Origin of the sequence: Streptomyces sp. NBC_01216 (assembly GCF_035994945.1) — a bacterium.
Lineage (GTDB): Bacteria > Actinomycetota > Actinomycetes > Streptomycetales > Streptomycetaceae > Streptomyces.
Window position 1 is genome coordinate 188,398 of record NZ_CP108677.1, and the last position, 23,700, is coordinate 212,097.

The following is a 23,700-nucleotide window of genomic DNA, read 5'->3' on the forward strand; positions in this document are numbered from 1 at the left end:
GCGCCTCCTCTTGAGCGCGCCGGGATTCTCGTAGTACCGCATGACCGGGCAAAACTGACGATACGTCAACTAGGGGGTTCCTGAAGGGGTGACGAGAGACCGCCGTGGGCGCAGACGTCGCGCGCGGCCTTGGGCACCGCCCTTCGACGGGTCGGCCGCGACGAGCGGGGGGACTCCGGTGGGTGGCGCCGGCGGGCCGGCCCTCCACGGCGGCGGGGCCGACGTCAGGCGGAGTCGACCGCCTCCGTCACCGACCGAGGGTGTTCATCAGGATGATGGCCACGAGGTTTCCGAGGATGACGGCGACGACGCCACCGATCACGAGCCAGGCTCTGCGTGATTCGTCCATGCGTGCGCCACACCTCCCGGCTCGGTTCGGAAGCCTCGGTGGCGGCGATTCGGCGGCGACGGCTCGGCGGGTACCGCGCGCCACCGCCACACGGGCTTCCACCGGCTTCCACCGGCTTCCACCGGCTTCCACCGGCTTCCACCGGCCATGATGCCTTGGATCCGAGCGTGGCACAGATCGGCCCGGGGCCGCGCCACGACTCCGGGACGGCACACCACACCTCCCCCGCCCCGCGGAGGGGATGTCCTGCTGCGGCCGGCCCCAGCGGGCGCGACCGCCCCGTCAGGAGACCCAGGTCCGGGTCGTCCCCACGACGGCCGAACCATCCTGGTCAGCCAGCTTCAGGCCGGTGAAGTCACGGGCCCACGGCGAGGTCTGGATGCGGAAGGCGGGGGTTTCCGCGGTCAGCGCCTCCATGACGGACTCGGCGGCGCCGGCCGGACTCTGGGCCCCCTCCAGAAACCGGCCGGCGGTACGGTCGACATAGCGGCGCATCGCCTCCGCGTACGGGCCGGCCGCGGCCATACGGGCCTCGACGTCGAGTCCGATGTTGCCGACGAACTCCGAGGCCACGGCGCCGGGCTCGACGACGGACACACCCACCCCGACGGCGGCGGCCACGGGTGCCAGGCTCTCCATGTACCCCTCCACCGCGAACTTGGCCGCGCAGTAAGCCTCGTTGAAGGGCTGGCCGACGACGCCGCCGACGCTGGTGACCGTGATCAGGCGGCCTCCGGCGGTGCGCAGATGGGGCAGTGCCGCCTTGGTCACGTTCAGGACTCCGAAGAAGTTCACCTCCATGACCTCACGGACATCGGCGACCGTTTCGAGTTCGAGCGTGCCGACATGCCCGGCACCGGCGTTGTTGACGACCGCGTCGAGACGGCCGTAGTCCGCGATCACGCCGTCCACGGCGGCGGCCACGGAGCGCTCGTCGACGACGTCGAGCTGCCGGATGTCGAGCCGGACGCCCGCTTCGGCGGCGGCCGCACGGAGGCTCTCGGCCCGCCCGGTGTCCCGCAGGGTGGCGACCGTGCGCCAGCCGGCCCTGGCGGCCGCGATCGCGGCCGCCAGGCCGATGCCGGAGGAGGTGCCGGTGATCAGGACGGTGCGGGGGCGGTCGGAGGAAGCGGCGGAGCGGTCGGACACGAGAATGCCTTTCACGGAGGGGGAAACTATGTGCGTGCACACACACCATACGATTATGTGTACATACACACAACCTCTAGACTGCGGGAATGCCGAAAAAGCTCACCGAGGCCGCGATGCCGACGGCCGACTCCGCGTTCTACGGCCTGGTCTGGGCCGGCACCGTACTCACGGACCGCGTGGACCGGGCGCTGGTCAAGGCGCACGACCTACCGGTCTCCTGGTTCGAGGTCATGTTGTGGCTGTCTTCCAGCCCCGAACCCGTGCCCGCCTCCGTTCTCGGCAACAGCACCCTGCTCAGCCGCAGCCAGGTCTCGCGTGTCGTGGACGCGCTCGGGGCACGCGGACTGGTGACCCGTGCGCCGTCGGCCCGTGACGCCAGGTCCGTGGAGATCTCCCTGACGGACGCGGGACGAGAGGTGTTCGCCGAGGCCGACGCCACCCGGCGCGCGACTCTGGCTCCGGTGTTCACCGAACTCCTCGACGAGCGGGACCTGGAGTCGCTGGCCGGCGTGTGGCGCAAGCTGAAGGCCGGGAAGGACACGCGGCCCGGGAGTGGCACCTGATCGGAAGTCCGGAACGCGTGCCGTCGGGCGTGCCCCCGACGCACCGCGCTTCCGGTGTGCCGCCGTATCCTCCGCCGCGTCCCGGCACGCCCGCGGCGGTGATGGTCTCGGCCGGGGACCCGGGCCACTGTCGCGACGGAGTGTGGCGACGGGGCCGGGGTGTACGTGTGCCGTGAGGCGCCCGCGGCTCCGGCAGGACGGGGAGCGCCCGCCGGAGCGTCCGAGGAACCTCTCAGTCGGCCGGGCCGGGCCGGTGGGCGCGGCCCGGTCCGTCGTCAGTGCCCGGCGAGCAGTTCCAGCGTGTCGATCACACGGTTCGAGAAGCCCCACTCGTTGTCGTACCAGGCGACGACCTTGACGTGGCGGCCCTCGACGCGGGTGAGCTCCGAGTCGAAGATCGACGAGGCGGGGTTGCCGGTGATGTCGGAGGACACCAGCGGGTCGTCCGAGTACTCCAGCACGCCCTTCAGCGGGCCGTCGGCCGCGGCGCGGTAGGCCGCCAGCACGTCCTCGCGCGTCACGTCACGGGCGACCGTGGTGTTGAGCTCGACGATCGAGCCCACCGGAACGGGCACCCGGATCGAGTCGCCCGAGAGCTTGCCGTCCAGGTTCGGCAGCACGAGGCCGATGGCCTTCGCCGCGCCCGTCGTGGTGGGCACGATGTTCACGCCGGCGGCACGGGCGCGACGGGGGTCGCGGTGCGGACCGTCCTGGAGGTTCTGCTCCTGCGTGTAGGCGTGCACCGTCGTCATGAAGCCGTGCTCGATGCCGGCCAGTTCGTCCAGCACCGCGGCCAGCGGTGCGAGCGCGTTGGTGGTGCAGGACGCGTTCGACACGATCGTGTGCAGATCGGGGTCGTAGGCGTCGGTGTTGACGCCGTACGCGAGCGTGACATCGGCGCCGTCGGCGGGCGCGCTGACCAGCACCCGCTTCGCGCCGGCGTCGAGATGGGCGCGGGCGGCCCCGGCCGCCGTGAACCGTCCGGTCGCCTCCAGGACGATGTCCACACCGAGTTCGGCCCAGGGCAGTCGCGCCGGGTCACGCTCGGCGAGCACCTTGATGCGGCGCCCGTCGACGACCAGGGTGTCACCCTCGACGCCGACCGGACGGCCGAGGCGGCCGGACGTCGAGTCGTAGGCGAGCAGGCGCGAGAGGGCGACCGGCTCGGTGAGGTCGTTGACGGCGACGATCTCCAGGCCACTGTCGCGCTCCAGCAGCGCGCGCAGCACGTTGCGGCCGATGCGGCCGAATCCGTTGATGGCGATACGAGTCATGAGAGGTGTCCCTTCGGTTCGGAACCAGCGTCCCTCGCGGCGCCGCCGCCTCGACAGCGGCGAGATCGCCACCATCCGCAAGGATCACGCCACCACGGGTGGGCGGAGGACGGCTATTCGCCGCGGGCGAAGGTGCGCCGGTACTCGGTGGGTGACGTGCCAAGGATCCGCTGGAAGTGAAGCCGAAGGTTCGCGCCGGTACCCAGCCCCACGTCCGCGGCGATCTGTTCCACGCTCCGTTCGGAGCGCTCCAGGAGTTCGCGCGCCACATCGATCCGTGCGCGCATCACCCACTGCATCGGCGTGTAGCCGGTGTCCTCGACGAACCGCCGGGAGAACGTCCGTGCCGACACGCCGGCGTGTCGCGCCAGCACCTCGAGTGTCAGTGGTTCGCCGAGGCGGTGGAGCGCCCATTCGCGGGTGGCCGCGAACCGCTCACCGAGCGGTTCGGGAACGCTGCGCGGCACGTACTGCGCCTGGCCACCGCTGCGGTAGGGAGCCGCCACCAGTCGTCGGGCCGTGTGGTTGGAGGCGGCCACTCCGAGGTCGCCGCGCAGGATGTGCAGGCAGAGGTCGATTCCCGAGGCCGCGCCGGCGGAGGTCAGCACGCTGCCCTCGTCCACGAACAGGACGTTCTCGTCGACGCGGACCCGCGGGTGCCGGGCCGCGAGCGCCCGCGCGTAGTGCCAGTGCGTGGTCGCCCGCTTCCCGTCCAGCAGGCCCGTCGCCGCCAGCGCGAACGCGCCCGTCGAGATGGCGGCCAGCCGCGCGCCTCGGCCGTGCGCCGCGACCAGTGCCTCGACCACGGCCCGGGGAGGACTTTCCCGGTCCGGAAACCGGTAGCCCGGCACGAAGACGATGTCCGCCCAGCGCAGCGCCTCCAGGCCGTGCGCGACGAAGTACGAGAGGCCGTCGCCCCCGGTGACCAGGCCGGGCTCCGCTCCGCACACTCGCACCTCGTAGGGCATGCTCCCCCGCGTGGTGAACACCTGAGCAGGAATGCCGACGTCGAGGGGCTTCGCCCCTTCCAGGACGAGGACGGCGACACGAAACAAGGCGATATCCGGCACAGTCGCAAGACTACGCAGCCACGGCGGAGCCGCCGCCCGGCACGCGTCCCGGTCGGCCGGCGCGCCGCCCGGTCCGGGCGGTGTTCCGCCGCGGGGGCGAGCGGGGCGGGGCGAAGTCGGCCCACACCGAAGGGAGTCGGCCACGACGGCGTGCCCCGGGGGCCGTGTGCGAGGACACGACGGCCGCGCGGAGCACCCTTTAGGCTCGAGATCGTGAGCAGCGAAGTGGCAGGTCGGACGGCGGCGGACGAGGCGGCGGACGGAACGGTCGGCGTGGGGCCGGGGGCGGCGGAGGAGGCCGCCCGAGGTGACGGGGGCGTGCGCTACCGCCGTGAGGAACTGGCCACCGCGGCGGGTGTGAAGGTGCGCAACCTGCGCTACTACCAGGAGCGCGGGCTGCTGCCCGCGCCACGCCGGGAGGGGCGCGTCGCCTGGTACTCCGAGGAGCATCTGGCCCGGCTGCGGCTGATCGACGATCTCCTGGGCAGGGGCTACACGGTGAACGGCATCGCCGAGCTGCTCGCCACCTGGGAGCAGGGTGGGACTATCGCGCAACTCCTCGGGGTGGAGAGGGAGATGACGCGTGACTGGGTCCAGGAGGAGCCCGTCACCGTGAGCCTGGCCGAGCTCCGGCGGATGTTCGGGCCGGCCGCGACGCCGCGGGACACCCGGCGGGCCGCGGCGCTGGAGTACGTGCGGGTCGACGGCGACACCGTCACCTTCCCGAGCCGCCGGCTCCTGGAGGCGACACTGACGCTGGTGCGGCAGGGGGTACCTCTCGCGGAGATCCTCGACGCCGGGGACTTCGTCCAGACCCAGGCCGCGGCGCTCGCGGACCGGTTCGTCGCCCTCTTCCGCCGGCACGTCATCGGCCCCGAAGGTCTGGGCCGGCTTTCGGCCACCCAGTTGGATCGGGTCGCGGAGGCCGCGGGGGCCCTGCGGCCGGTGGCGGGGGAAGTCGTGGCCGCGGAGTTCGCCCGCGCGATGGCCCGGCGGGTGGAGGCCGAGGTCGCCGCGCTGCTGCGTACGGAGCAGTAGGACTTGACCGAAAGGGGACACTCACACAACCTTGCCAACCACCATTGGCACTCTTACATTCGACTCCACGGTCATACCGGTGAGTAACGATCACGTCTGTCATGGTCACCCCGGTGGTCGACCGGTTCGCACTCCACCTCATCCACCCGTCCGAGGGGATTCGACATGGAGCACGACTCAGACGACGGCCGCGTCAGATGGCGGCGCTTCGCGGTCCTGACGATTCCGGCCGTCGCCGTGACCGCCGGACTGGGCATCGCACTCGCCCAGGGAGCGCTCGCCGCCTCCTTCGCGGTGTCGGGCCAGCAGTTCAAGGTCTCCGCCGAGAGCCTGAGCGGCGAGGGTTTCGCCCAGTACGGCAGCGTGGACGTCAACGCGCGGGACGAACTCATCCCGGTCGCCGTCACCGCCATCAAGAAGGCCGAGCTTCACAGCCTCTGTCAGTCGGTGGTCACCTCGCTCCCGCTGATCGGCGACATCTCACTGAACCTGACCGCGGGCCGGAAGACGCCGGTCAAGGCGACGAACCTCTTCGTGGACGCCACGCAGCTCTCCGGCGACGCGAGCTTCACCGACATCGAGATCGGCCGGGACGCCTCGACCCTGGACAAGGGACCGGACGACGCCCAGGGCATGCAGGACCTGTTCGCGCAGCAGGCCGACACCGTACGCATCACCGACCTCAGGCAGACGGCATGGGCCACCAACGCCGGCACCTTCACCCTCTCCGGCCTGGACCTGAAGATCAGCAAGGGCAAGAAGGAATGCTTCTGACCGCCGTCCGGGCACGCTTCCGGAGGTGGCGCCGCAGCCGGCCCTTCTGGGGCGGCCTCTTCGCCACGCTCGCCGGGGCCGAGATCTGCGCCCTGCCGCTCGCCCCGCTGAAGGTGATGCTCACCCAGGGCGTGGCGGGCATCCCGTCCGTCCTGATGGGTCTCGTGGTGATCGTGCTCGGCATATCCGTCTGGTGCGCACCTCACTACCGCGCGCTCGCCGGGATCGTCACCACCCTCATCGCCACCGCGGCGCTGGTGCTGTCGAACCTCGGCGGCTTCCTGATCGGGACCCTGCTGGGCATTCTCGGCGGCGGACTCATGTTCGCCTGGCAGCCCCGCTCCCGCGAGCGCGGCGATTCCACGGCAGCCGGGACCGGGACCACCGGAGACCGGGGGCGGACGACGGACCCCGGACCGGCGACGGAACCGGTCACCACGGCGCCGTCTCGCGGGACAACGCTGTCAGAGCCGGAGGCGCCGGCCGCACCGCCGGCGGGTTCCGCCGGTACGGCGGGACCGTGAACGGCCGCCGCGCACTCCCCCCACGAAAGACACCACCCCACACCGCACGACCATCCCCAAGGAGCACCGACATGAGCCGCACACGCACGTCCATGGCCCTCGGCCTCGTCGCCATCGGCACGCTGACGCTCGGGGCCGCCGCCGCCACCGCCGCGCCGTTACCGGCGGCCGGCCCGACCACGGTCGCCCCGGCCGGCCACGCCTTCCAGGCCACCCTCAGCGGGAAGGCCACCCTCAAGGCCGGCTCGGTCACGGTGACCTGCGCGGTCTCCGTCTCCACGGGCAGTGTCCCGGCCGCCCCCGGCAACCACAACGCCTCCGGACCGGTCTTCTCGCCGATCTCCGCCCCGACGTACAGCTCCTGCAGGTCGAGCCTGCCAGGTGTCACCCCCACGGTGACGACCAGCGGGGCCTGGACGGTCTCGATGCAGCACGGCGCTCCGGTCACCGCCACCATGACCGTCCCGCCGGGCGGCCTCGTGGTCACCACGTCCGGCCTGGCCTCGTGCACGGTCGTCGCCGCGCCGGCCGCGGCGGCGAACGTTCCGGGCATCTGGGCCAACGGCACGCCGTCCACTCTGACCTTCACCAACGCGTCCGTCCCGGTCACGGTCACGGGCGGGTTCGGCTGCCCGACGAGCGCGACGAGTTCCACGTTCAACGCCGTCTACGACGTGGCCGACACCACCGATCCGGCGCAGCAGATCACCGTGACCCCGTAGGCCGTGGCCCCTCCGCCCCGTGCCGCGCGGGACCGCGCTCTCGGGGCGGCGGGGGTCCTCGGCGTCGTACGGATCCCTACCGGGTCCGTACGGCGGTCCGCCCTCCGGTAGCGGACACGTCGGATGAAAGGACGAGGCACGGGCGTCACGGAGCAGCGCCGCGGAAGGGCCGGCGGGTCACCCGACGGCCACTCAGGAATGCGGCATCGGAAGGGCTTTCCCCGAAACATGCGGCAATGGCCGCTCAGCGCACGCGCATTGATCACACGCAATCGAAGTTCCCTACCGATTCAGTCAGGAGAGTTCCTAACTGATCAACAACTCACTTATAGTGCCGTCGTTGCGACTCCCCTTCCTGTGTGCCCGCTCCCGAGAGTCTGGTCGATGTCGGCGTCACCCTCCCCCTTTCGTCCTGCCCTGACCGCCTCCCTGCTGACGGCCGCCGCTGGTGCCGCGCTGACCGCGGCCGCGGTCAGCGCGGCACCAGCCGGAATCCGTCCCACACTGAGCTGGTTCACCGTCTGCGGTGTCCTGCTGCTCTCCGCCGCGGCGTTCGCCGTGACCTGGTACGGGCGGACAGCGCGCACGCTGAACCGGCGGGCCGAGACCCTCGCCGCCGAGATCGCCTCCCGGGACGCGTACGCCGTCCGGCGCACGGAGGACCTCGAACGCGAGGCCGCCAGGCTGAAGGAGTGGTACGCGGCGGAGTCGGCGGCCGCGGAGGCGTCCTTGAACGCGCGCACCGAGGAACTGGCCCGGACCCACAGGGCCCAGACGGAAGCGCTGGTCAGGGAGAGGGCCGCCGATGTCGAACACCTGGAGTCCCGGCTGCGCCGCGCGGAGTCCGGGCGGTCCGCGGCCATGGCCGCGGCGGCCAACGCGGCCGGCCGGATGCAGGCACTCGCCACGAGCATGCTCGCCGACCTGCGGGAGATGGAACACCGTCACGCCGACGAGGACGTCCTGACGGACCTGTTGCACCTCGACCACCGCACCGCCCAGGCCGGCCGACTCGCCGACTCCGTCGCCGTGCTGACCGGAGCGCGTTCCGGGCGACGCTGGGCGCGTCCGATCGTCATGGAGTCGATCCTGCGCGGCGCCATGGGGCGGATCAGCGGCTACCAGCGCGTGCGGCTGCACTCCAGCAGCGACGCGGCCGTCGCGGGACACGCGGCCGAGGGTGTCATGCACGCCCTGGCCGAGCTCATGGACAACGCGGCGAACTTCTCGCCGCCCACCGCCGAGGTCCACGTCTACGTCGAAGAGGTCCCGGCCGGGATCGTCATCGCCGTCGAGGACAGCGGACTGGTGATGAGCGACGTGCAGCTACGCCGTGCCGAGGCCGCCGTGAGCGCCGCGACCCGCGATCTGGCCGGCCTGTCCGGCACCCGGCTCGGACTGGCCGTCGTGGGGCGGCTGGCGCGCAAGCACGGACTGACCGTGTCCTTCCGGCCCTCGGCGCGCGGAGGCACCGGCGCCCTGCTGATGCTGCCTCAGGAGCTCGTCACCCGTACCCCGGCGGAGCCTCGGGTTCCCGCGGCCGAGCCGCTGCCTCCCGTGGCGAGCCGCGGCGTGTCCGTGCCCACACCGGTCACGCCCGCGGACACCCCGGCCCCGGAAGCCGAGACCGTCCACGACACCGCGTCCGAGAGCACGGGCGAGCACCCGCGGTTCGGCGAGAGCGGCCTGCCGCGACGCCGCCGCGGCAGGGCGCTGGCCGCGGCGCACCCCGAGGGGCCGGAGTCCGCCGGCGAGAGGACCCCCAGGCCGGTTCCACGCACCCGCGCCGCGGCCGACGCGGCGAACCGGTTCGGCACCTTCCGCCAGGCCGTGCGCGCCGCCGGCCGGACGGACGCCGGGCCCGAGGGCGACACCCCGGCGACAGCCGACGGCCATCCGGTGCCCGGTAGCCCGGCCGCCCCCGTGCCCGACGCCCCGTCCGTACCATCCGACCCGGCCGGCCGGACGTCCGCCCCGCGGACGTCTCCGTCCTCGAACCCCTCGCACCCGGAAGGCAATCCGCAATGACCGGCACCACCACCGACGAGAAGCTCAGCTGGCTCCTGGAGGGTCTGCTGGAACGCACCCCGGCCACCCGCCACGCCCTGGTGCTCTCCCGCGACGGCCTCAAGCTCTGCCGTACCCCCGAGCTGTCCGTCGACCAGGCCGACCAGCTGGCCGCGATCGCCGCGGGAATCCAGAGCCTGTCGCACGGTGCCTCCGTGGAGTTCGGTGACGGCACCGGCGGGGTCCGCTCCGCGATGGCCGAGTTCTACGGCGGCATCCTGTTCATCGTCGAGGCCGGAGAAGGCGCCCATCTCGCGCTCGTCGCGGACGAGGACGCCGACGCGGGGCTCGTGGGCCACAACATGTCGGAGCTGGTCGAACAGTTGGGCGAGCACCTGGTGGCGAGGCCACGGGGATGAGCCGCGGCAGGCCGGGCCGGGACGATTCCCCCGATCGGCTCTACACCCTGACGGGCGGCCGGAGCCGCGCCGGGTCGGACGCCTTCGACCTGGTGACCCTCGTGGTCTCCGAGAGCGACCCGGCGCCCGGTATGCAGTCCGAACACGCCGCCATCCTGCGCCTGTGCCGCTTCCCCACGGCGGTGGTGGAGGTGGCGGCCGGACTCGGTCTGCCGGTGTCGATCACCCGGATCCTGCTGGCCGATCTGCACGACACCGGCCGGATCAGCGCCCGTCACCCCCGCACCTCGTACCGCCTTCCCGATCCCGACATCCTGGAGCAGGTGCTCGTTGGACTCCGTAACCTCTGAACAGCGCCGGACTCTGCACAGCACCGCCGACAACGGTCTGAAGATCGTCGTCGTCGGCGGTTTCGGAGTCGGCAAGACCACCATGGTCCGCTCGGTCAGCGAGATCCGTCCGCTGAACACCGAGGAGACGATGACGCAGGCGGGCGAGAGCGTCGACGACACCGAAGGGGTCGCCGGGAAGACCGCCACCACCGTGGCCTTCGACTTCGGCAGGATCTCCCTGGACGCCCGCAACGTCCTCTACCTGTTCGGCGCGCCGGGGCAGGAGCGCTTCTGGTTCCTCTGGGACCGGCTCTTCTCCGGGACGCTCGGCGCGGTCGTGCTGGTCGACACCCGTCGGCTCGCCGACTCCTGGTACGCGATCGACCGCCTGGAGCACCACGGCACGCCGTTCGTCGTCGCCTGCAACGACTTCGGGGGCCCCGCCCACACCACCGCCCAGATCCGCGAGGCCCTCGACCTCGCCGACGAGGTACCGCTGGTCCTGTGCGACGCCCGCTCGCGCGAGTCCAGCAAGCAGGTCCTGATCTCGCTCGTCGAGCATCTGAGGACCGTCGTCGCCTCGGACCCGCAGCAGAACCCTCAGCCGACCCCGGAGCCCGCCCCGTGACTTCCCCCGCGCCCCAGCCCGTCCTCCTGAGCGGGCCCCGGTTCCAGACCGATCCGGTCGAGCTGTACCGGCAGATCCGGCGCGAACACGGCGCCGTCGCGCCGGTCCTGCTGGACGGGGACGTGCCCGCCTGGCTGGTCCTCGGCTACCGCGAACTGCACCAGGTCACCAGTGACCCGGTGCTCTTCTCCCGCGACTCCGAGCTGTGGAACCAGTGGGAGAACATCCCGGCCGACTGGCCGCTGCTCCCCATGATCGGCCGCAAGCAGCCGTCGATCCTGTACACCGTCGGCGAGCGGCACCGCGAGCGGGCCGCCGTCGTCTCCGGTGCCCTGGAGGCGATCGACCCGTTCGTCCTCAGGGAGCGGGCGGAGCGATTCGCGGACGAACTCATCGACGGCCTGTGCGGCAGGGGCTCGTGCGACATCATCGCCGAGTACGCGATGCTGCTGCCGGTGCGCGTCCTCGCGAGCGTCTACGGCTTCGCCGACGAGCAGGGTCCGGGCCTGGTCACCGCCATGAATGACATGATCAACGGTCAGGAGGGCGCCCTGGAGGGCCAGCGCCACCTGGGCGAGTCGATGTTCGCGCTGCTCGCCGCGAAGTCCGAGCAGCCGGGCGACGACGTGGCCTCCCGGATGCTCGGCAACCGCTCCGGCTTCACGTTGGAGGAGGTCGCCCAGGACCTGATGGTGATGATGGCCGCCGGCCACCAGCCCACGGCCGACTGGATCGGCAACTCGCTGCGCCTCATGCTCACCGACGACCGGTTCGCCGCCTCGCTGTCGGGCGGACGCCACAGCGTCGGCGAGGCGATGAACGAGGTCCTGTGGGAGGACACCCCGACCCAGAACGTCGCCGGCCGGTGGACCTCGCGCGACACCCGTCTCGGCGGGCGGCGGATCGGCCGCGGGGACCTCCTCCTGCTGGGCCTGGCCGCCGCCAACTCCGATCCGCACGTCCGGGCCGACGCCGGCGCGCTGACCGGTGGCAACAACGCGTACCTCTCGTTCGGCCACGGCGAGCACCGCTGTCCCTTCCCCGCTCAGGAGGTCGCCGAGACCATCGCGCGGACGGGCATCGAGGTACTGCTCGACCGGCTGCCGGACGTGGACCTCGCGGTGTCCGCGGACGCGCTCTCCCGACGCCCCTCGCCCTGGCTGCGCGGCCTGTCCGCGCTCCCCGTGACCTACACCCCGACTCCCGCCCTTGGAGCCTTCCGATGAGCTGCCCGCACGATCCCGCCGCGTCCGTGACCGACGCTCTCGTCCTGGACCCGTTCGTGACCGACCTCGACGGGGAGAGCGCCCGGCTGCGCGACGCGGGCCCGCTCGCGCGTGTGGTGCTGCCCGGCGGGGTGGCCTGCTGGGCGGTCACGCACCACGCCGAGGCCCGGCGCCTGCTCACCGACTCCCGCCTGGTCAAGGACATCGACGCGTGGGGGGCCTGGCAGCGTGGGGTGATACCCCTGGACTGGCCGCTGATCGGGCTCGCCAACCCCGGCAAGTCCATGCTGACCGTGGACGGCGACGAGCACCGTCGTCTGCGCGCCCTGGTCGCGCAGGCGCTCACCGCGCGCCGGGTGGAGCGGCTGCGCGCGGGCATCGAAGCCCTGACGGAGAGCATGCTGGACCGGCTCGCCGAGCGCCCGGCCGGTGAGGTCGTCGACCTGAAGGCGGAGTTCGCGTACCCGCTTCCGATGAACGTGGTCGGTGAGCTGATGGGCGTCGACCGCGCCGACCACCCCCGGATGAAGGCCCTGTTCGACAGCTTCTTCTCCACGCAGACTCCGCCGGAGGAAGTCCCGCGGATGATGGCGGACCTCGGCGCGCTGTTCGCGGGAATCGTGGCGGAGAAGACGGCACGGCCGGGCGATGACCTCACCAGTGCCCTGATCGAGGCGTCCGAGGGCGGCGACCGGCTCAGCACGGAGGAGATCACCAACACCCTCCAGCTGATGGTGGCGGCCGGGCACGAGACGACGATCAGCCTGATCGTGAACGCCGTCGTGGCCCTGGAGACCCACCCCGAGCAGCGCGCCCTGGTCCTCAAGGGCGAGGTGCCGTGGGAGAACGTGATCGAGGAGACCCTGCGGTGGTCGACGCCGACGTCACACGTCCTGATCCGGTTCGCCACCGAGGACATCGAGGTGGGTGACCGGGTGCTGCCGCAGGGCGACGCCCTGATCGTGTCGTTCGGGGCGATCGGCCGGGACGAGCGGCAGCACGGTCCGACGGCGGGCGCGTTCGACGTGACCCGTACGCCGAACCGTCACCTCTCCTTCGGTCACGGCCCGCATGTGTGTCCGGGGGCCGCACTGTCCCGGCTGGAGGCGTCGGTGGCGCTCCCGGCGCTGTACGCGCGCTTCCCGGAACTCGGGCTGGCCGTGCCGCCGGCGGAGCTGCGCAACAAGCCGGTCGTCACGCAGAACGACCTGTTCGACCTCCCGGTCGTCCTGGCCTGACCTCGCGGCCCGCTCCGCCGACCATGCCCGCCCCTCGTCCCGGCCCCTCGTCCCGGCCCGCGGGCCGGGACGAGGCGGGGCGGCGGAGCGGGCGGACCGCACGGTAGCCGCGGCCGTATACCGTGCGGCATACTCGGCTCATGGCAGACACGACCGTCAAGATCGACGACACGACACGGAACCGGCTCAAGGCCCTGGCCGATGCCGTCGGCCTGTCCATGAAGGACTATCTGGCGCAGCTGGCCGTCGAGAAGGAACACGAGCGGCGGCTGGACACCGCGACCGCGGCGTTCCGCAGGGCCATCGGCGCCCCCGGGATCACGGACCGTTTCGACGCCGACTTCGGGGGTCTGCCGAAGCCCGTCGGCCACGCGACGTCCCGGGCGGCCTGAACCGGTGGAGCTGCATGTCGACCACCGCTGGCTGCTGGCGCGTCAGGAGGACATCCTGCGCGCCGACCTCACCGTCGACGACCTGTCCGTCCTGGTCGGCATGGCGGCCCGGCACCGCGTGAACACCCCGCGTCTCGACCAGGCCGACCCGGACGCCTTCTGGCGCGCCGCGGTGTTCCTGGAGGAATGCGTGCTGCTGCGCCCGCTGCCCGCCCGCAACGAGCTCTACGGGTACGGCCTCGCCGTCGCCTACCTGGAGGCTTCCGGGCACCGCGTCGACACCACGTACGAACCCTGGCGCGACCTGATCCGGGACATCCGCGCGCTGCGTGTGGACGTGTTCGAGGTCGCCGGGCGCCTGCGGGCGTGGCGGCTGCCGTAGCCGACGACCCGCGCTCGCTCCCGGAGGAGACTTGATGATCACCTGGCGTCGGCTGACCGAGGAGGACTTCCCCCTGCTCCGGAAGTGGCTGGCCGAGCCCCATGTGGCGCGCTGGTGGAACCACGAGACGTCCGCCGAGGCGGTCGCCCGCGACTTCGGTCCGGCCGCCCGTGGCGAGGAACCCTCGGAGGACTGGCTCGCGTGCGTGGACGGCGTGCCCGTGGGTCTGATGCAGCGGTGCCGCTGGGGGGACTACCCGGAGTACCGGGAGGAACTCGCCGCGGTGCTGTCGGTCCCGCAGGAGGCGACGTCGCTCGACTACCTGATCGGCTCCCCGGCACTCACCGGCCGGGGTCTCGGGCCCCGTGTGATCCGGGCGATGGTCGAACGCACCTGGCACGACCGGCCCCGCAGCCCGGCGGTCGTCGTGGCGGTCGTGGCAGCCAACCGGGCATCGTGGCGGGCGCTGGAGAAGGCCGGCCTGGAACGGGTCGCCGAAGGCGACCTGGAGCCGGACAACCCGGTCGACGATCCGCTCCACTACGTCTACCGGATCGACCGGCCGCAGGGGGCCCGGGACACCGGACCGGAGCGGCGGGGGAACGGAGCGGTGCCCCGCGGGACGGACACCCCCTGACCGGGCCGCGGCTCTCCGTGAGGTTTCCTAGAGGCTGAGCGCGTCCTCCGCGTTGTCCGTCCACACGGTCACGGAGTTCCTGTCGGGCGAGACGTGGAGCCCGGGGGTGGACACCGCGAGCGGCGACTGCTCCAGATCGGAGGCCGTGTACATCGTCATCGCGATGGAGTCCACGGTCCTACCCCTGCCGTCGTCGAGTCCACCCATCAGCCCGGCGTACGCCGACCGGCCGGGGGCGAGCGTGAGCGCGTCCGCGGGCCCGGGGGCCGTGCCCCGTTCGGTGGCCTGCCCGTCGAGGTCGCCGAAGGTGACGACGGGGTGGCCCAGCGCCTTGCACGGACGGGTGCCCCGGTTGGTGATCGTCAGCAGATAGCTGCTGGTCGTGGGCTCCGCCAGGGTCGCCGTGAAGGTGACGTCGGCGGTGCCGCACGGGTGGACGCCGGACGGACCGGCCGGGGAACCACCGCCACCGGAGGCGCCCTCGTCGGGGGTAGCCGAGGGCGGGGCCTTCGTGGGGGCCGCCGATGCCGTCGGCGTCGAGGGCGTCACCGGCGGACGTTCCTGACCGCCCGCGGCCCCGTCATCGCCGGGCCCGCAGGCGGTCAGGACGAGCGCGGACACGGCAACGAGGAGGGCTGCGGCTCTGCGAACGGTGCTCATGACGGTGACCCCCGAAGGTGTGACGCGCCCGGCACGATGCCGAGCGGAGCTCCAGGGTCGTGGAGAAAGTTCACAGCCCGGTGACGAGGTCTCGCCGAAATCACCACGGTCGCCGGGGGGTCGTCCCCCGCCCGAGGGCGGCGGGGGACGTTCCCCCGGAGGGCCGGCCGGGGCCGGAGGCGGGACTCAGGCGTTCTTCTCCATGGTGGGGCGCAGACGCTCGAGAAGGGCGAAGAGCGTCGCGCTCTCGTTCTCGTCGAGGATGTCCAGCGCGCTGTGGGTGGCCTGCATCTCCTCGCGCACACGGCGGATGGTCTCGCGGCCCTCGTCGGTCGCCACGACGTTCTTCACCCGGCGGTCCGACGGATCGGGCTCACGGCGTACCAGCGCACGGGCCTCAAGACGGTCCACGATCCCGGTGACGTTCGAGGCGTCGCACACCAGCCGGGTGGCGAGTCCCCGCATCGGGACCGGCCCGTCGAGCTGGGCCAGGACCTTGGCCTGGGTCGAGGTCAGACCGTGGCGCGCGGCGGCGGCCGCGAAGTCTCGCCACTGGGCGGTGCCGATGACGGCGAGCAGCTCCAGGAGCTGGAGTTTCGTCGGGGCGAGGGGGGCGCTGGCGCTCATGGTGGCCATCCTACGCAGGATGCTTCACATTATCAATTATTTACTTGACGACCTTAAATATGTACCTCTACCGTCGACGGAGTTGCTTGATGTACTCAAAGATCAACCCCTTGAATCGTCGAGAAGGACCTCCTCTTCATGAGCCCCGCCTCCCCCTCCGTCGCCACCGGGCGCAGAAGCGAGACGGTCATCGTCTTCGCCCTGAGCCTCGCCGCCATGGTCGTGTCGATGATGCAGACCCTGCCGGTCCCCATCCTGGGCCTGATCCGCCAGGACCTCGGGGTCTCGACCAGCGAAGTCAGCTGGGTCACCACCGCCACCCTGCTGTCCGCCGCCGTGTTCACCCCGTTGCTCGGCCGCTTCGGCGACCAGCACGGCAAGAAGCCCACTCTGGTCGGCGTGCTCGTGGTCATGGTGGCGGGCTCCGTCATCGCCGCGCTGGCGACCTCCCTGCCGTTGCTGATCCTGGGCCGCGTCCTCCAGGGCGCCGCGACCGCGATCTTCCCGCTGGCGCTGTCGGTCCTGCGCGAGGAAGTCCGGCCGCAGAAGCTCCCGGGCGCCATGGCCCTGGTCAGCGGGACCCTGGCATTCGGCAGCGGTCTGGCGCTCGTCGCCACCGGTCTGCTGACCTCCGGGTCCGGCGCCGACTACCGTGACGCCTTCTGGATGGCGACGGGCTTCGCCGTACTCGCCCTGCTCGCGGTGCTCGTCCTCGTCCCGGCCACCCGGCACAAGACCGGCGGGCGCACCGACTTCCTCGGGGCACTGGCCCTCGGCATCGCGCTTCTGCTGCTCCTGCTGGCCATCTCCCAGGGACACGAATGGGGCTGGGGCTCAGGCCGGACACTGGGCGCCTTCACGGGCTCGGCCGTCGTGACCGTGGTGTGGGTCGTCATCGAGCGCCGGGTCGCCGAGCCGCTCGTCGACATGCGCATGTTCGTCCACCGGCCCGTGCTGATGGCGAACCTGGCCGGTGTCCTGGTCGGCTTCGGCATGTTCGCGAACTTCCTCGGCGTCTCCTACCTGGTACAGATGCCCGAGGCGCTGACCGGATTCGGCTTCGACGCGTCCATCCTGCGGGCGTCCGTCGAGTTCCTGCTGCCCGGCGCCATCGTCTCGCTGCTCGCCTCCCCCATCGGCGGCCGGATCGTCCGTCATCGCGGTCCGCGGTTCGCCCTCGGTCTGGCCGCCGCCTTCGGTGCCGTCGGCTTCGGATGGCTGGCCCTCGACCACGGCCACACCTTCTCGGTGATCGGCGCCGGACTGATCGTCGGCGCGGCGGTCAGCTTCGGCTACGCCGCCATGCCCGCCGTGATCATGTCGAGCGTCCCGCACCACCAGAGCGGCATCGCCAACGGCATCAACTCGATCTCCCGGTCCACGGGCAGCGCGATCGGCAGCGCCGTCGTCACCACGATCCTGGCGTCGAAGACCGTCGAACACCTGCCGGCGGGGGTGCCGCCGCTGCCCGCCGAGTCCGGGTTCACGCTCACCTTCGGCATCGGGGCGGTCGCCTTCGCGCTCGTCGCGGTGATCGCCCGGCTCGGACTGCGCGGACAGCACGGCCCGCGGCCCGTCGCGACGGCCACGGGCACGACGTCCGAGGACGAGAAGGCCCCGGGGACGATGCCCGGCGGTGCGACGGCGGAGCCGGCCGCCGTCCGCTGACCCGCGCAACGGGGCGGGACGAGGACGGGGCGCCCCCGCCGGAACGGACGGAGGTTCCGGCCGGGGCGCCCCTTCCGCGCCCCGCTCGACGCCGTGGCGGACCGTCAGCGCCCGGCCGGCGGCGTCAGTCCTTCAGGAAGTCGAGCAGGTCCCGGTTGAAGCGCTCCTTGTGGCCCGCGACCATCGCGATCCCGTGCGAGCCCCCCTCGTACACCTTCAGCGTGGCGTCGGGGACGATGTCCACTGTCTTTCGGGCGGTCGCGTCGATGGGGACGATCCGGTCGTCGTCACCGTGCACGATCAGCGTGGGGACGTCGAACTTCGCGAGGTCCTCGTGGAAGTCGGTGTAGCCGAACGCGTCCACGCAGTCCACGGCGCCCTGGACGGTCTGGTGCATCGCCATGAACCAGAAGGCGTCCTGATTGCCCTGCGTGGCCGCGCTGCCTTGGCGGTCCGCGGAGAAGAACCCGACGGCGGTGTCCTTCCAGAACTGGGACCGTTCCCGGAGGATGCCCTCCTTGAGACCGTCGAACACCTCGCCCGGAACGCCCTCGGGGTTCCCCGGGCCCTGGAGCATCAGCGGCGGCACGGCCGACAGCAGCACCGCGGATCGGACCCGGAAGGTGCCGTGACGTCCGATGTACCGGGCGAGTTCGCCGCCGCCCATCGAGTGGGCCACGAGAGTGACGTCCCGCAGGTCGAGACCAGTGAGCAGGTCGTCGAGATCGTCGGCGAAGGTGTCGAAGTCGTACCCGTCGTAGACCGGCGCGGAGCGGCCGTGACCGCGGCGGTCGTGCGCGACGGCGCGGAACCCCGCGTCGGCGACCGCCTTCATCTGGTCCTGCCAGGCGTCGCCGTTGAGGGGCCAGCCGTGGAGGAAGACCACGGGACGTCCACGGCCCCAGTCCTTGTAGAAGATGTCCACGCTGTCGCGTGTCGTGTGGAACGGCATGGGCCTGTTCTCCTTGTGAGAGAGGCGGGAGGAGCGTCGTCCGGTCTTCCGGGAGCCGGTTTCCCGTGGTGGCCACGGACACCGCGGGACCTCACAGGGCGTCCGCGGCCACGCGTCCATCACACCCCCGCCCCCGCGAATCCGCATCCGCGCCGACGGCCGGACCGTCGCTCCCTCCTCGGGAGTCCGGGTCGGCGTGGCCGTCTCCTCGCGCGGGATGACACGATGGCCACGCCGCCCGCCCGACGTCGTCCGTCGGGCCGGGACCGCCGTACACGTACCCCGATCAGCGCTAAGGAGGGACGGGCCGTGCCCGCTCCGCGGATGAGAACGACACCCCTGCCCGGCATCGGTGTCCAGTACGACCTCACCACCCGTGAGCATCGTCATCTGTCGGTGATCGCGCACCGCGACGGAACCCGGTCGGTGAACGTGTACCGGTCGGACGACCCCGACGCCTGCGCACAGTCGTTGCATCTGACGGAGCCGGAGACGGAGTCACTCATCGACGCGTTGCTGCCGACGCACCACAGTCCCAGCGTGCTGCACACCACGGACCTGGGACTGGTCGCCGAGCGGATCGAGCTGTCCGCGCAGGCGCACTGGAACGGGCGGCTGCTGGGCGAGATGCGGATACGGACGGAGACGGGCGTGTCGATCGTCGCCGTGCTGCGGCGGGCCGAGGCGATCCCCTCCCCCACACCTGACTTCCGCCTGGCCGGCGGGGACACCCTGATCGTCATCGGCACCCGGGAGGGTGTCGACGCGGCGGCGACGATCCTCGGACGGGAGTGAGCGGATGCACTCCGCGGTCTTCCTGATCGAGTTCGGTGCGATCATCCTCGGCCTGGGCCTGCTGGGGAGGTTCGCGGGGCGCTTCCGGTTCTCGCCGATTCCGCTCTACCTCCTCGCCGGGCTCGCGTTCGGCAAGGGCGGTCTGCTGCCGCTGGGAGCCAGTGAGGAGTTCGTCGCGATCGGCGCCGAGATCGGCGTCATCCTGCTCCTGCTCATGCTGGGGCTCGAGTACACCGCGAGCGACCTCGTCTCGCAGCTGAAGTCCCAGTACCCCGCCGGACTGGTCGACTTCGCCCTCAACGCCCTGCCCGGCGCGCTCGCGGCCCTGCTGCTCGGCTGGGGTCCGGTGGGGGCCGTGGTCCTGGGCGGGGTCACCTGGATCTCGTCCTCGGGTGTGATCGCCAAGGTCCTCGGCGACCTCGGCCGCCTGGGCAACCGGGAGACGCCGGTGGTCCTGAGCATCCTGGTCCTCGAGGACCTGGCGATGGCCGTGTACCTGCCCATCGTCACGGCCTTGCTCGCGGGGGTGAGCCTCGCCGCGGGCAGTGTCACCCTGGCCATCGCCCTCGGAGTGGCCGGCGCGGTGCTCTTCGTCGCGGTCCGGTACGGTCGGCTGATCTCGCGCTTCGTCTCCAGTGAGGACCCCGAGAAGCTGCTGCTGGTCGTCCTGGGCCTGACCCTGCTCGTCGCCGGAATCGCCCAGCAGCTGCAGGTCTCGGCCGCGGTGGGCGCGTTCCTGGTGGGCATCGCGCTGTCGGGTGAGGTCGCCGAAGGCGCGCATTCCCTGCTCAGTCCGCTGCGTGACCTGTTCGCGGCCGTCTTCTTCGTCTTCTTCGGACTGCACACCGATCCGGCCAGCATCCCGCCGGTTCTGCTGCCGGCCCTCGCGCTGGCGGTCGTCACCGCACTGACCAAGATCGCCACGGGATACTGGGCCGCCCGGCGCGCCGGGGTCGGAGCGAAGGGCCGCTGGCGGGCCGGCGGAACGCTGGTGGCTCGCGGCGAGTTCTCCATCGTCATCGCGGGACTCGCCGTCAATGCCGGCGTCCAGCCAGCCCTGGGGCCGTTCGCCACGGCGTACGTCCTGATCCTGGTGATCGTCGGTCCGCTGACGGCCCGCTACACCGAGCCGGTCGCGACATACGTCCTCGGGCGCCTGCGACGTCCCGCCGTGGCCGGGCACCCGGACCGGGACGTGGTGTCCGCCGTCGTGCCCCGCGAGCCGGTGGGAGCCGGGGACGACCCGGGAGCGGCCGGCCGGCACTGAACGCCGGCGGGGAGGTCCCGGGTGCCGTCGTGGGCGGTGCGCCGCTACGGCTCAGGAGTCGAACGGGATGATGCCCAGGGGCGTGGAGGTGGGCTGAGCGGACCCGCCGGACGGCTCCACCGTCACGCCGACGGCGACGGCGTCGCCGAGCGGGCCGTCCAGGACCCGCGGGGCCGAGCGCCCGGTGCCGGGCAGCAGACCGGCGGGACGCAGGTCTCCCGACGCGGCCGCGTACCAGAGTTCGTACACGTGGCCGCCGGACAGGGGCGGCAGCCTCTGCGCCGTGAACGCCGCCCGGCCCTCGCTGCGGGAGACGACGACCGCGGCCGTGGAGCCGCCGGTGAGCGTCCGGGTGTGAAGGCTGGCGTCCGGGGCGGTGAGGACGGCATCGAAGGCGGCGGCCTCGGAGCGGGCCGCGACGGCCTGGGCCCTGACCCGGGCCGCGTCGTCCCGGGCGTCCTCGGCCCGCGAGAACTGCCACGCGGCGAGACCGCCGAGCGACACCGCCGCGGCGAGGGAGGCGGCCAGGGCCAGGTTCAGGGCTCGACGGCCGCGCGCCGCGGGCCCACGGCGCGCCGCCGGGGCCGGCGCCGGACCGGTCCGGCCCGGTTGCGGCACCCGGGTGATCCCGTCCAGGACGCGCGCCCGCAGGTCCCGTGGTGGTTGAACGAGGTCCGCGGCGCCGAGCAGCGCCGCTGTCTCCCGGAACTGCTCCACCTCGCGCCGGCATGCCTCGCAGCCGGCGAGGTGCCTCTCGAAGGCGGCCTCCTCGGCCGGCGGCAGGGCGTGGAGGGCGTACGCTCCCGCATCGAGGTGCGGGTCCCCGGTGGGGTTCATGGGCCCTCCTCCAGACAAGCGCGCAGATGCCGGAGCCCCGCGCGCATACGTGACTTCACCGTCCCCGTGGGAGTCGAGAGCGCTTCGGCCACCTCGACGTAGGTCATGCCCTGATAGAAGGCGAGGACGAGCGGCACCCGGTGCGGGCCTGTCAGGGCGGCGAGGCAGCGGTGGACGCGACGGCATTCGTCATGGCCCTCCACGGCGTCGGCCACCTCGTCGTGCTCCCGGTCGGGCGAGAGGCGCCAGGCCCGGGTCTCGCGCTCCGTACGTGCCTGGACCGAGCGGACACGGTCCACGGCCCTGCGGTGGGCGAGAGTCAGCACCCACGCCTTGGCCGTGCCCCGGTCGTGCCGGTAGCGCTCCGCCGTCCGCCAGACCTCGATCATGACGTCCTGGGTCACCTCCTCGGCCTGCGCGGCGTCCCGCAGGATGCGGCAGCTCATGCCCATCACCGTCTCGGCGAGCGCGTCGTACACCGCGGCGAACGCGGCCTCGTCGCCGTCGGCCGTGCGTCGCAGAAGCTCGCCGAGGTGACGGTCCGACTCGGATCCGTGCGGCACGCGATGCTCCTCTTCTCGTCCCCGGGGCCGGATCGCGGAGCGGCGTCTGCCGCCGGGTTCCGCGCCCGTTGCGATCGTGCGCCCGGAGCGGCGGTTCCGCAGCGGACCTCGGCCGAAAGGCGGAACAGCGCGTACGGGCGCGTGCGGCCTCATGACACCGCCTGAGGCGTGGCGAGGCCGCGCCGGTCGCCGGGGCGGGGTCCTGGACCGCCGCGGCCGGCGCCCCGGCGGTCCCGGCCGTGGGCGGCGTCGTGGCCGTGACCGCCGCCGAGCGGAAGGGCGAGGTCCAGCCGGACGTGAACGGTCTTGCCACCGAGCGCGGGCACGACGGTCGTCCTGCCGCCCAGCCCGCCGATCACCACCATGCCGAAGCCGCCCCGGGGGACCGGCTCGGTCCGGTCACGGTGCGAGGCCCGGTCCGCGGGCCCCGCCGGAAGCTGGGGCATCTCCTCGCTGCGGTCGGCCACGGCGATGTCCACAGCGGCGCCCCGCATCGCGAGGGTGAGGACGCAGGGTCCCCTGCTGTGCAGGACCGCGTTGGTGACCAGCTCCGAGACGATCAGTACCGCGTCCGCCGTCCGCTCCGGCCCGGCACCGGCCGACAAGAGCCATCGCGCGGTGACGCGTCGGGCGACGGCCGGGGTGTGGAGTCCGTGGGGCAGGGCGACGATGTGCCGCTCTCCGCTCGGTGCCGCTGTCCGGATGGTCATGATCGCTCCCCGAATCCGTTCCGTCGGGAGGAGAGGCCCTCACACGGGATTCGTAGCCGGACCCCTGACGGATGGCGCGGCGGGAGTCGAGGTGGCGGTGTTCCGGTCCTCCCGGGCTCCTGCCCGGGAGGACCGCCTCCGGAACGCCCGGAATCGACGTCCGGAAAGATTCTCCGCCACCGACGTCATCCGCGGCTCGATTCGTTTCGAATCCCCTGTGTCACGCCGATCCGGCGAAGTCCTCGTCCCCTTCCGGACGTCATCGCTTCGCCGGTACCACTGCCGCATCACGAGGGAAGTGCGTTTCGATGACACCCACCACGAAGATCCGCCGGCTCGTGGCCGGCGCCGCCTCGGCAGGTCTGCTCGCCGGTGGCGCCGCGCTCGGGCTGTCGGCCCCGGCGTCGGCGGCCCCCGCGCCGGCCTCCGTCGCCACCGTCGTCAGCCACGACAACGACCACCGCCACCACGACCGGTGCGTGTGGAAGAAGGGGCACTGGGACAAGCGCTGGGTCCCGGGACACTGGGAGAAGAAGGTCACCCACCACAAGACCTGGCACAAGGGCGACGACAAGCACGGCCATCCCCACAAGGGGCACTGGGACAACGACCGCCACTACAAGTGGGTCTACGTTCCGGGCCACTGGGACCACCACTGGGTGAAGGGTCACTGGGACTGCCACCACAGGTGACCGTCAGCGCGATCCGGGAGCGAGGCCGGGCACCGGGTGCCCGGCCTCACCGCTGCACGACGCCCTTCCGTTTCCCGGCGGTCGATGAACGAACACGATCGCCCCGTGTCCGAATGACGCCGCGTCGGATTTCTTTCGATCTCCCTGTGCACGCTGGGGCTGCGGGGCTCGCTGTCACCGGTGGAGGCAGCGGCCTCCAGTA

At 72.2% G+C, this 23,700-nt stretch carries 27 protein-coding genes; 18 read left to right on the top strand and 9 right to left on the bottom strand.

The features are described from left to right. Positions 1-631: 631 nt before the first annotated feature. The gene (locus OG393_RS00735; RefSeq protein WP_327372530.1) at positions 632-1,513 is read right to left on the bottom strand and encodes an SDR family NAD(P)-dependent oxidoreductase; all 882 of its coding nucleotides are present in this window, start codon (positions 1,511-1,513) and stop codon (positions 632-634) included. Between the two features lie 74 nt (positions 1,514-1,587). Here OG393_RS00735 and OG393_RS00740 point away from each other — a divergent pair, with 74 nt between their 5' ends. Further along, positions 1,588-2,064, top strand: a complete 477-nt coding sequence (locus OG393_RS00740; RefSeq protein WP_327372531.1) for a MarR family winged helix-turn-helix transcriptional regulator — start codon at positions 1,588-1,590, stop codon at positions 2,062-2,064. Positions 2,065-2,339: 275 nt separating this feature from the next. On the opposite strand, the gene gap is transcribed toward OG393_RS00740, so the two are convergent. Continuing rightward, positions 2,340-3,338, bottom strand: a complete 999-nt coding sequence (gene gap, locus OG393_RS00745; protein ID WP_327372532.1) for a type I glyceraldehyde-3-phosphate dehydrogenase — start codon at positions 3,336-3,338, stop codon at positions 2,340-2,342. A 113-nt stretch (positions 3,339-3,451) separates the two neighbouring features. Beyond that, the gene (locus OG393_RS00750) at positions 3,452-4,408 is read right to left on the bottom strand and encodes a GlxA family transcriptional regulator (RefSeq protein WP_327372533.1); all 957 of its coding nucleotides are present in this window, start codon (positions 4,406-4,408) and stop codon (positions 3,452-3,454) included. Between the two features lie 213 nt (positions 4,409-4,621). On the opposite strand from OG393_RS00750, the gene OG393_RS00755 reads away from it, so the two are divergent. From OG393_RS00755 to OG393_RS00815, 13 genes are all read left to right on the top strand, one after another. Then, positions 4,622-5,446, top strand: coding sequence for a MerR family transcriptional regulator (locus OG393_RS00755; RefSeq protein WP_327372534.1), 825 nt, complete (start codon positions 4,622-4,624; stop codon positions 5,444-5,446). Positions 5,447-5,611: 165 nt separating this feature from the next. After that, positions 5,612-6,220: a DUF6230 family protein gene (locus OG393_RS00760; RefSeq protein ID WP_327372535.1), complete on the top strand. Its 609-nt coding sequence runs from the start codon at positions 5,612-5,614 to the stop codon at positions 6,218-6,220. After that, entirely contained in the window at positions 6,211-6,744 is a 534-nt protein-coding gene (locus OG393_RS00765) for a DUF6114 domain-containing protein (protein ID WP_327372536.1), read from the top strand. The genes OG393_RS00760 and OG393_RS00765 overlap by 10 nt, the downstream gene beginning before the upstream one ends. Before the next feature lie 71 nt (positions 6,745-6,815). Then, positions 6,816-7,466: a hypothetical protein gene (locus OG393_RS00770; RefSeq protein ID WP_327372537.1), complete on the top strand. Its 651-nt coding sequence runs from the start codon at positions 6,816-6,818 to the stop codon at positions 7,464-7,466. A 384-nt stretch (positions 7,467-7,850) separates the two neighbouring features. After that, on the top strand, positions 7,851-9,494 hold the full coding sequence (locus OG393_RS00775; protein WP_327372538.1) for a sensor histidine kinase: 1,644 nt from the start codon (positions 7,851-7,853) through the stop codon (positions 9,492-9,494). Continuing rightward, positions 9,491-9,892, top strand: a complete 402-nt coding sequence (locus OG393_RS00780; protein WP_327372539.1) for a roadblock/LC7 domain-containing protein — start codon at positions 9,491-9,493, stop codon at positions 9,890-9,892. The genes OG393_RS00775 and OG393_RS00780 overlap by 4 nt, the downstream gene beginning before the upstream one ends. Further along, positions 9,889-10,242, top strand: coding sequence for a DUF742 domain-containing protein (locus tag OG393_RS00785; protein WP_327372540.1), 354 nt, complete (start codon positions 9,889-9,891; stop codon positions 10,240-10,242). The genes OG393_RS00780 and OG393_RS00785 overlap by 4 nt, the downstream gene beginning before the upstream one ends. Then, positions 10,223-10,852: a GTP-binding protein gene (locus tag OG393_RS00790; RefSeq protein ID WP_327372541.1), complete on the top strand. Its 630-nt coding sequence runs from the start codon at positions 10,223-10,225 to the stop codon at positions 10,850-10,852. Before OG393_RS00785 ends, OG393_RS00790 begins: the two co-directional genes overlap by 20 nt. After that, a complete protein-coding gene (locus OG393_RS00795; RefSeq protein WP_327372542.1) occupies positions 10,849-12,078 on the top strand; it encodes a cytochrome P450 in 1,230 nt (409 codons plus the stop codon). The genes OG393_RS00790 and OG393_RS00795 overlap by 4 nt, the downstream gene beginning before the upstream one ends. Then, positions 12,075-13,316, top strand: coding sequence for a cytochrome P450 family protein (locus tag OG393_RS00800; RefSeq protein ID WP_327372543.1), 1,242 nt, complete (start codon positions 12,075-12,077; stop codon positions 13,314-13,316). Before OG393_RS00795 ends, OG393_RS00800 begins: the two co-directional genes overlap by 4 nt. A gap of 140 nt (positions 13,317-13,456) precedes the next feature. After that, positions 13,457-13,708 carry an antitoxin MazE7 gene (locus tag OG393_RS00805; RefSeq protein ID WP_327372544.1) on the top strand — a complete coding sequence of 84 codons (252 nt, stop codon included), beginning with the start codon at positions 13,457-13,459 and terminating at the stop codon, positions 13,706-13,708. Positions 13,709-13,712: 4 nt separating this feature from the next. After that, complete coding sequence (locus OG393_RS00810) at positions 13,713-14,090, top strand: toxin Doc (protein WP_327372545.1); 378 nt, start codon at positions 13,713-13,715, stop codon at positions 14,088-14,090. Positions 14,091-14,124: 34 nt separating this feature from the next. Continuing rightward, the gene (locus tag OG393_RS00815) at positions 14,125-14,727 is read left to right on the top strand and encodes a GNAT family N-acetyltransferase (RefSeq protein ID WP_327372546.1); all 603 of its coding nucleotides are present in this window, start codon (positions 14,125-14,127) and stop codon (positions 14,725-14,727) included. Positions 14,728-14,754: 27 nt separating this feature from the next. Here the strand turns inward: OG393_RS00815 and OG393_RS00820 are convergent, their stop codons facing one another. Next, positions 14,755-15,387, bottom strand: a complete 633-nt coding sequence (locus OG393_RS00820) for a DUF4232 domain-containing protein (RefSeq protein WP_327372547.1) — start codon at positions 15,385-15,387, stop codon at positions 14,755-14,757. Between the two features lie 186 nt (positions 15,388-15,573). Further along, complete coding sequence (locus OG393_RS00825) at positions 15,574-16,014, bottom strand: MarR family winged helix-turn-helix transcriptional regulator (protein WP_327372548.1); 441 nt, start codon at positions 16,012-16,014, stop codon at positions 15,574-15,576. Between the two features lie 138 nt (positions 16,015-16,152). Here OG393_RS00825 and OG393_RS00830 point away from each other — a divergent pair, with 138 nt between their 5' ends. Then, on the top strand, positions 16,153-17,682 hold the full coding sequence (locus OG393_RS00830) for an MFS transporter (RefSeq protein ID WP_327372549.1): 1,530 nt from the start codon (positions 16,153-16,155) through the stop codon (positions 17,680-17,682). A gap of 124 nt (positions 17,683-17,806) precedes the next feature. On the opposite strand, the gene OG393_RS00835 is transcribed toward OG393_RS00830, so the two are convergent. Continuing rightward, positions 17,807-18,634, bottom strand: coding sequence for an alpha/beta fold hydrolase (locus OG393_RS00835; RefSeq protein ID WP_327372551.1), 828 nt, complete (start codon positions 18,632-18,634; stop codon positions 17,807-17,809). Between the two features lie 324 nt (positions 18,635-18,958). On the opposite strand from OG393_RS00835, the gene OG393_RS00840 reads away from it, so the two are divergent. Both OG393_RS00840 and OG393_RS00845 read left to right on the top strand, forming a co-directional pair. Then, positions 18,959-19,429: a cation:proton antiporter regulatory subunit gene (locus OG393_RS00840; RefSeq protein ID WP_327372552.1), complete on the top strand. Its 471-nt coding sequence runs from the start codon at positions 18,959-18,961 to the stop codon at positions 19,427-19,429. A 4-nt stretch (positions 19,430-19,433) separates the two neighbouring features. After that, positions 19,434-20,696 (top strand): cation:proton antiporter, encoded by a 1,263-nt coding sequence (locus OG393_RS00845; RefSeq protein ID WP_327372553.1) that lies wholly within the window; start codon positions 19,434-19,436, stop codon positions 20,694-20,696. A gap of 51 nt (positions 20,697-20,747) precedes the next feature. On the opposite strand, the gene OG393_RS00850 is transcribed toward OG393_RS00845, so the two are convergent. The 3 genes from OG393_RS00850 to OG393_RS00860 form a co-directional block, all read right to left on the bottom strand. After that, entirely contained in the window at positions 20,748-21,533 is a 786-nt protein-coding gene (locus OG393_RS00850) for an anti-sigma factor (protein WP_327372554.1), read from the bottom strand. Continuing rightward, a complete protein-coding gene (sigK, locus tag OG393_RS00855; protein ID WP_327372555.1) occupies positions 21,530-22,096 on the bottom strand; it encodes an ECF RNA polymerase sigma factor SigK in 567 nt (188 codons plus the stop codon). The genes OG393_RS00850 and sigK overlap by 4 nt, the downstream gene beginning before the upstream one ends. A 149-nt stretch (positions 22,097-22,245) precedes the next feature. Further along, positions 22,246-22,806, bottom strand: coding sequence for an ATP-binding protein (locus tag OG393_RS00860; protein WP_327372556.1), 561 nt, complete (start codon positions 22,804-22,806; stop codon positions 22,246-22,248). A gap of 308 nt (positions 22,807-23,114) precedes the next feature. On the opposite strand from OG393_RS00860, the gene OG393_RS00865 reads away from it, so the two are divergent. Further along, the gene (locus tag OG393_RS00865; protein WP_327372557.1) at positions 23,115-23,498 is read left to right on the top strand and encodes a hypothetical protein; all 384 of its coding nucleotides are present in this window, start codon (positions 23,115-23,117) and stop codon (positions 23,496-23,498) included. The last annotated feature ends 202 nt before the right edge of the window (positions 23,499-23,700 follow it).

Coding starts and splice junctions, on each gene's coding strand:
- OG393_RS00740 (WP_327372531.1), top strand. CDS start 1,588: ATGCCGAAAAAGCTCACCGAGGCCGCGATGCCGACGGCCGACTCCGCG.
- gap (WP_327372532.1), bottom strand. CDS start 3,338: ATGACTCGTATCGCCATCAACGGATTCGGCCGCATCGGCCGCAACGTG.
- OG393_RS00760 (WP_327372535.1), top strand. CDS start 5,612: ATGGAGCACGACTCAGACGACGGCCGCGTCAGATGGCGGCGCTTCGCG.
- OG393_RS00765 (WP_327372536.1), top strand. CDS start 6,211: ATGCTTCTGACCGCCGTCCGGGCACGCTTCCGGAGGTGGCGCCGCAGC.
- OG393_RS00770 (WP_327372537.1), top strand. CDS start 6,816: ATGAGCCGCACACGCACGTCCATGGCCCTCGGCCTCGTCGCCATCGGC.
- OG393_RS00775 (WP_327372538.1), top strand. CDS start 7,851: ATGTCGGCGTCACCCTCCCCCTTTCGTCCTGCCCTGACCGCCTCCCTG.
- OG393_RS00780 (WP_327372539.1), top strand. CDS start 9,491: ATGACCGGCACCACCACCGACGAGAAGCTCAGCTGGCTCCTGGAGGGT.
- OG393_RS00785 (WP_327372540.1), top strand. CDS start 9,889: ATGAGCCGCGGCAGGCCGGGCCGGGACGATTCCCCCGATCGGCTCTAC.
- OG393_RS00800 (WP_327372543.1), top strand. CDS start 12,075: ATGAGCTGCCCGCACGATCCCGCCGCGTCCGTGACCGACGCTCTCGTC.
- OG393_RS00805 (WP_327372544.1), top strand. CDS start 13,457: ATGGCAGACACGACCGTCAAGATCGACGACACGACACGGAACCGGCTC.
- OG393_RS00815 (WP_327372546.1), top strand. CDS start 14,125: ATGATCACCTGGCGTCGGCTGACCGAGGAGGACTTCCCCCTGCTCCGG.
- OG393_RS00820 (WP_327372547.1), bottom strand. CDS start 15,387: ATGAGCACCGTTCGCAGAGCCGCAGCCCTCCTCGTTGCCGTGTCCGCG.
- OG393_RS00825 (WP_327372548.1), bottom strand. CDS start 16,014: ATGAGCGCCAGCGCCCCCCTCGCCCCGACGAAACTCCAGCTCCTGGAG.
- OG393_RS00830 (WP_327372549.1), top strand. CDS start 16,153: ATGAGCCCCGCCTCCCCCTCCGTCGCCACCGGGCGCAGAAGCGAGACG.
- OG393_RS00835 (WP_327372551.1), bottom strand. CDS start 18,634: ATGCCGTTCCACACGACACGCGACAGCGTGGACATCTTCTACAAGGAC.
- OG393_RS00840 (WP_327372552.1), top strand. CDS start 18,959: ATGAGAACGACACCCCTGCCCGGCATCGGTGTCCAGTACGACCTCACC.
- OG393_RS00845 (WP_327372553.1), top strand. CDS start 19,434: ATGCACTCCGCGGTCTTCCTGATCGAGTTCGGTGCGATCATCCTCGGC.
- OG393_RS00850 (WP_327372554.1), bottom strand. CDS start 21,533: ATGAACCCCACCGGGGACCCGCACCTCGATGCGGGAGCGTACGCCCTC.
- OG393_RS00860 (WP_327372556.1), bottom strand. CDS start 22,806: ATGACCATCCGGACAGCGGCACCGAGCGGAGAGCGGCACATCGTCGCC.
- OG393_RS00865 (WP_327372557.1), top strand. CDS start 23,115: ATGACACCCACCACGAAGATCCGCCGGCTCGTGGCCGGCGCCGCCTCG.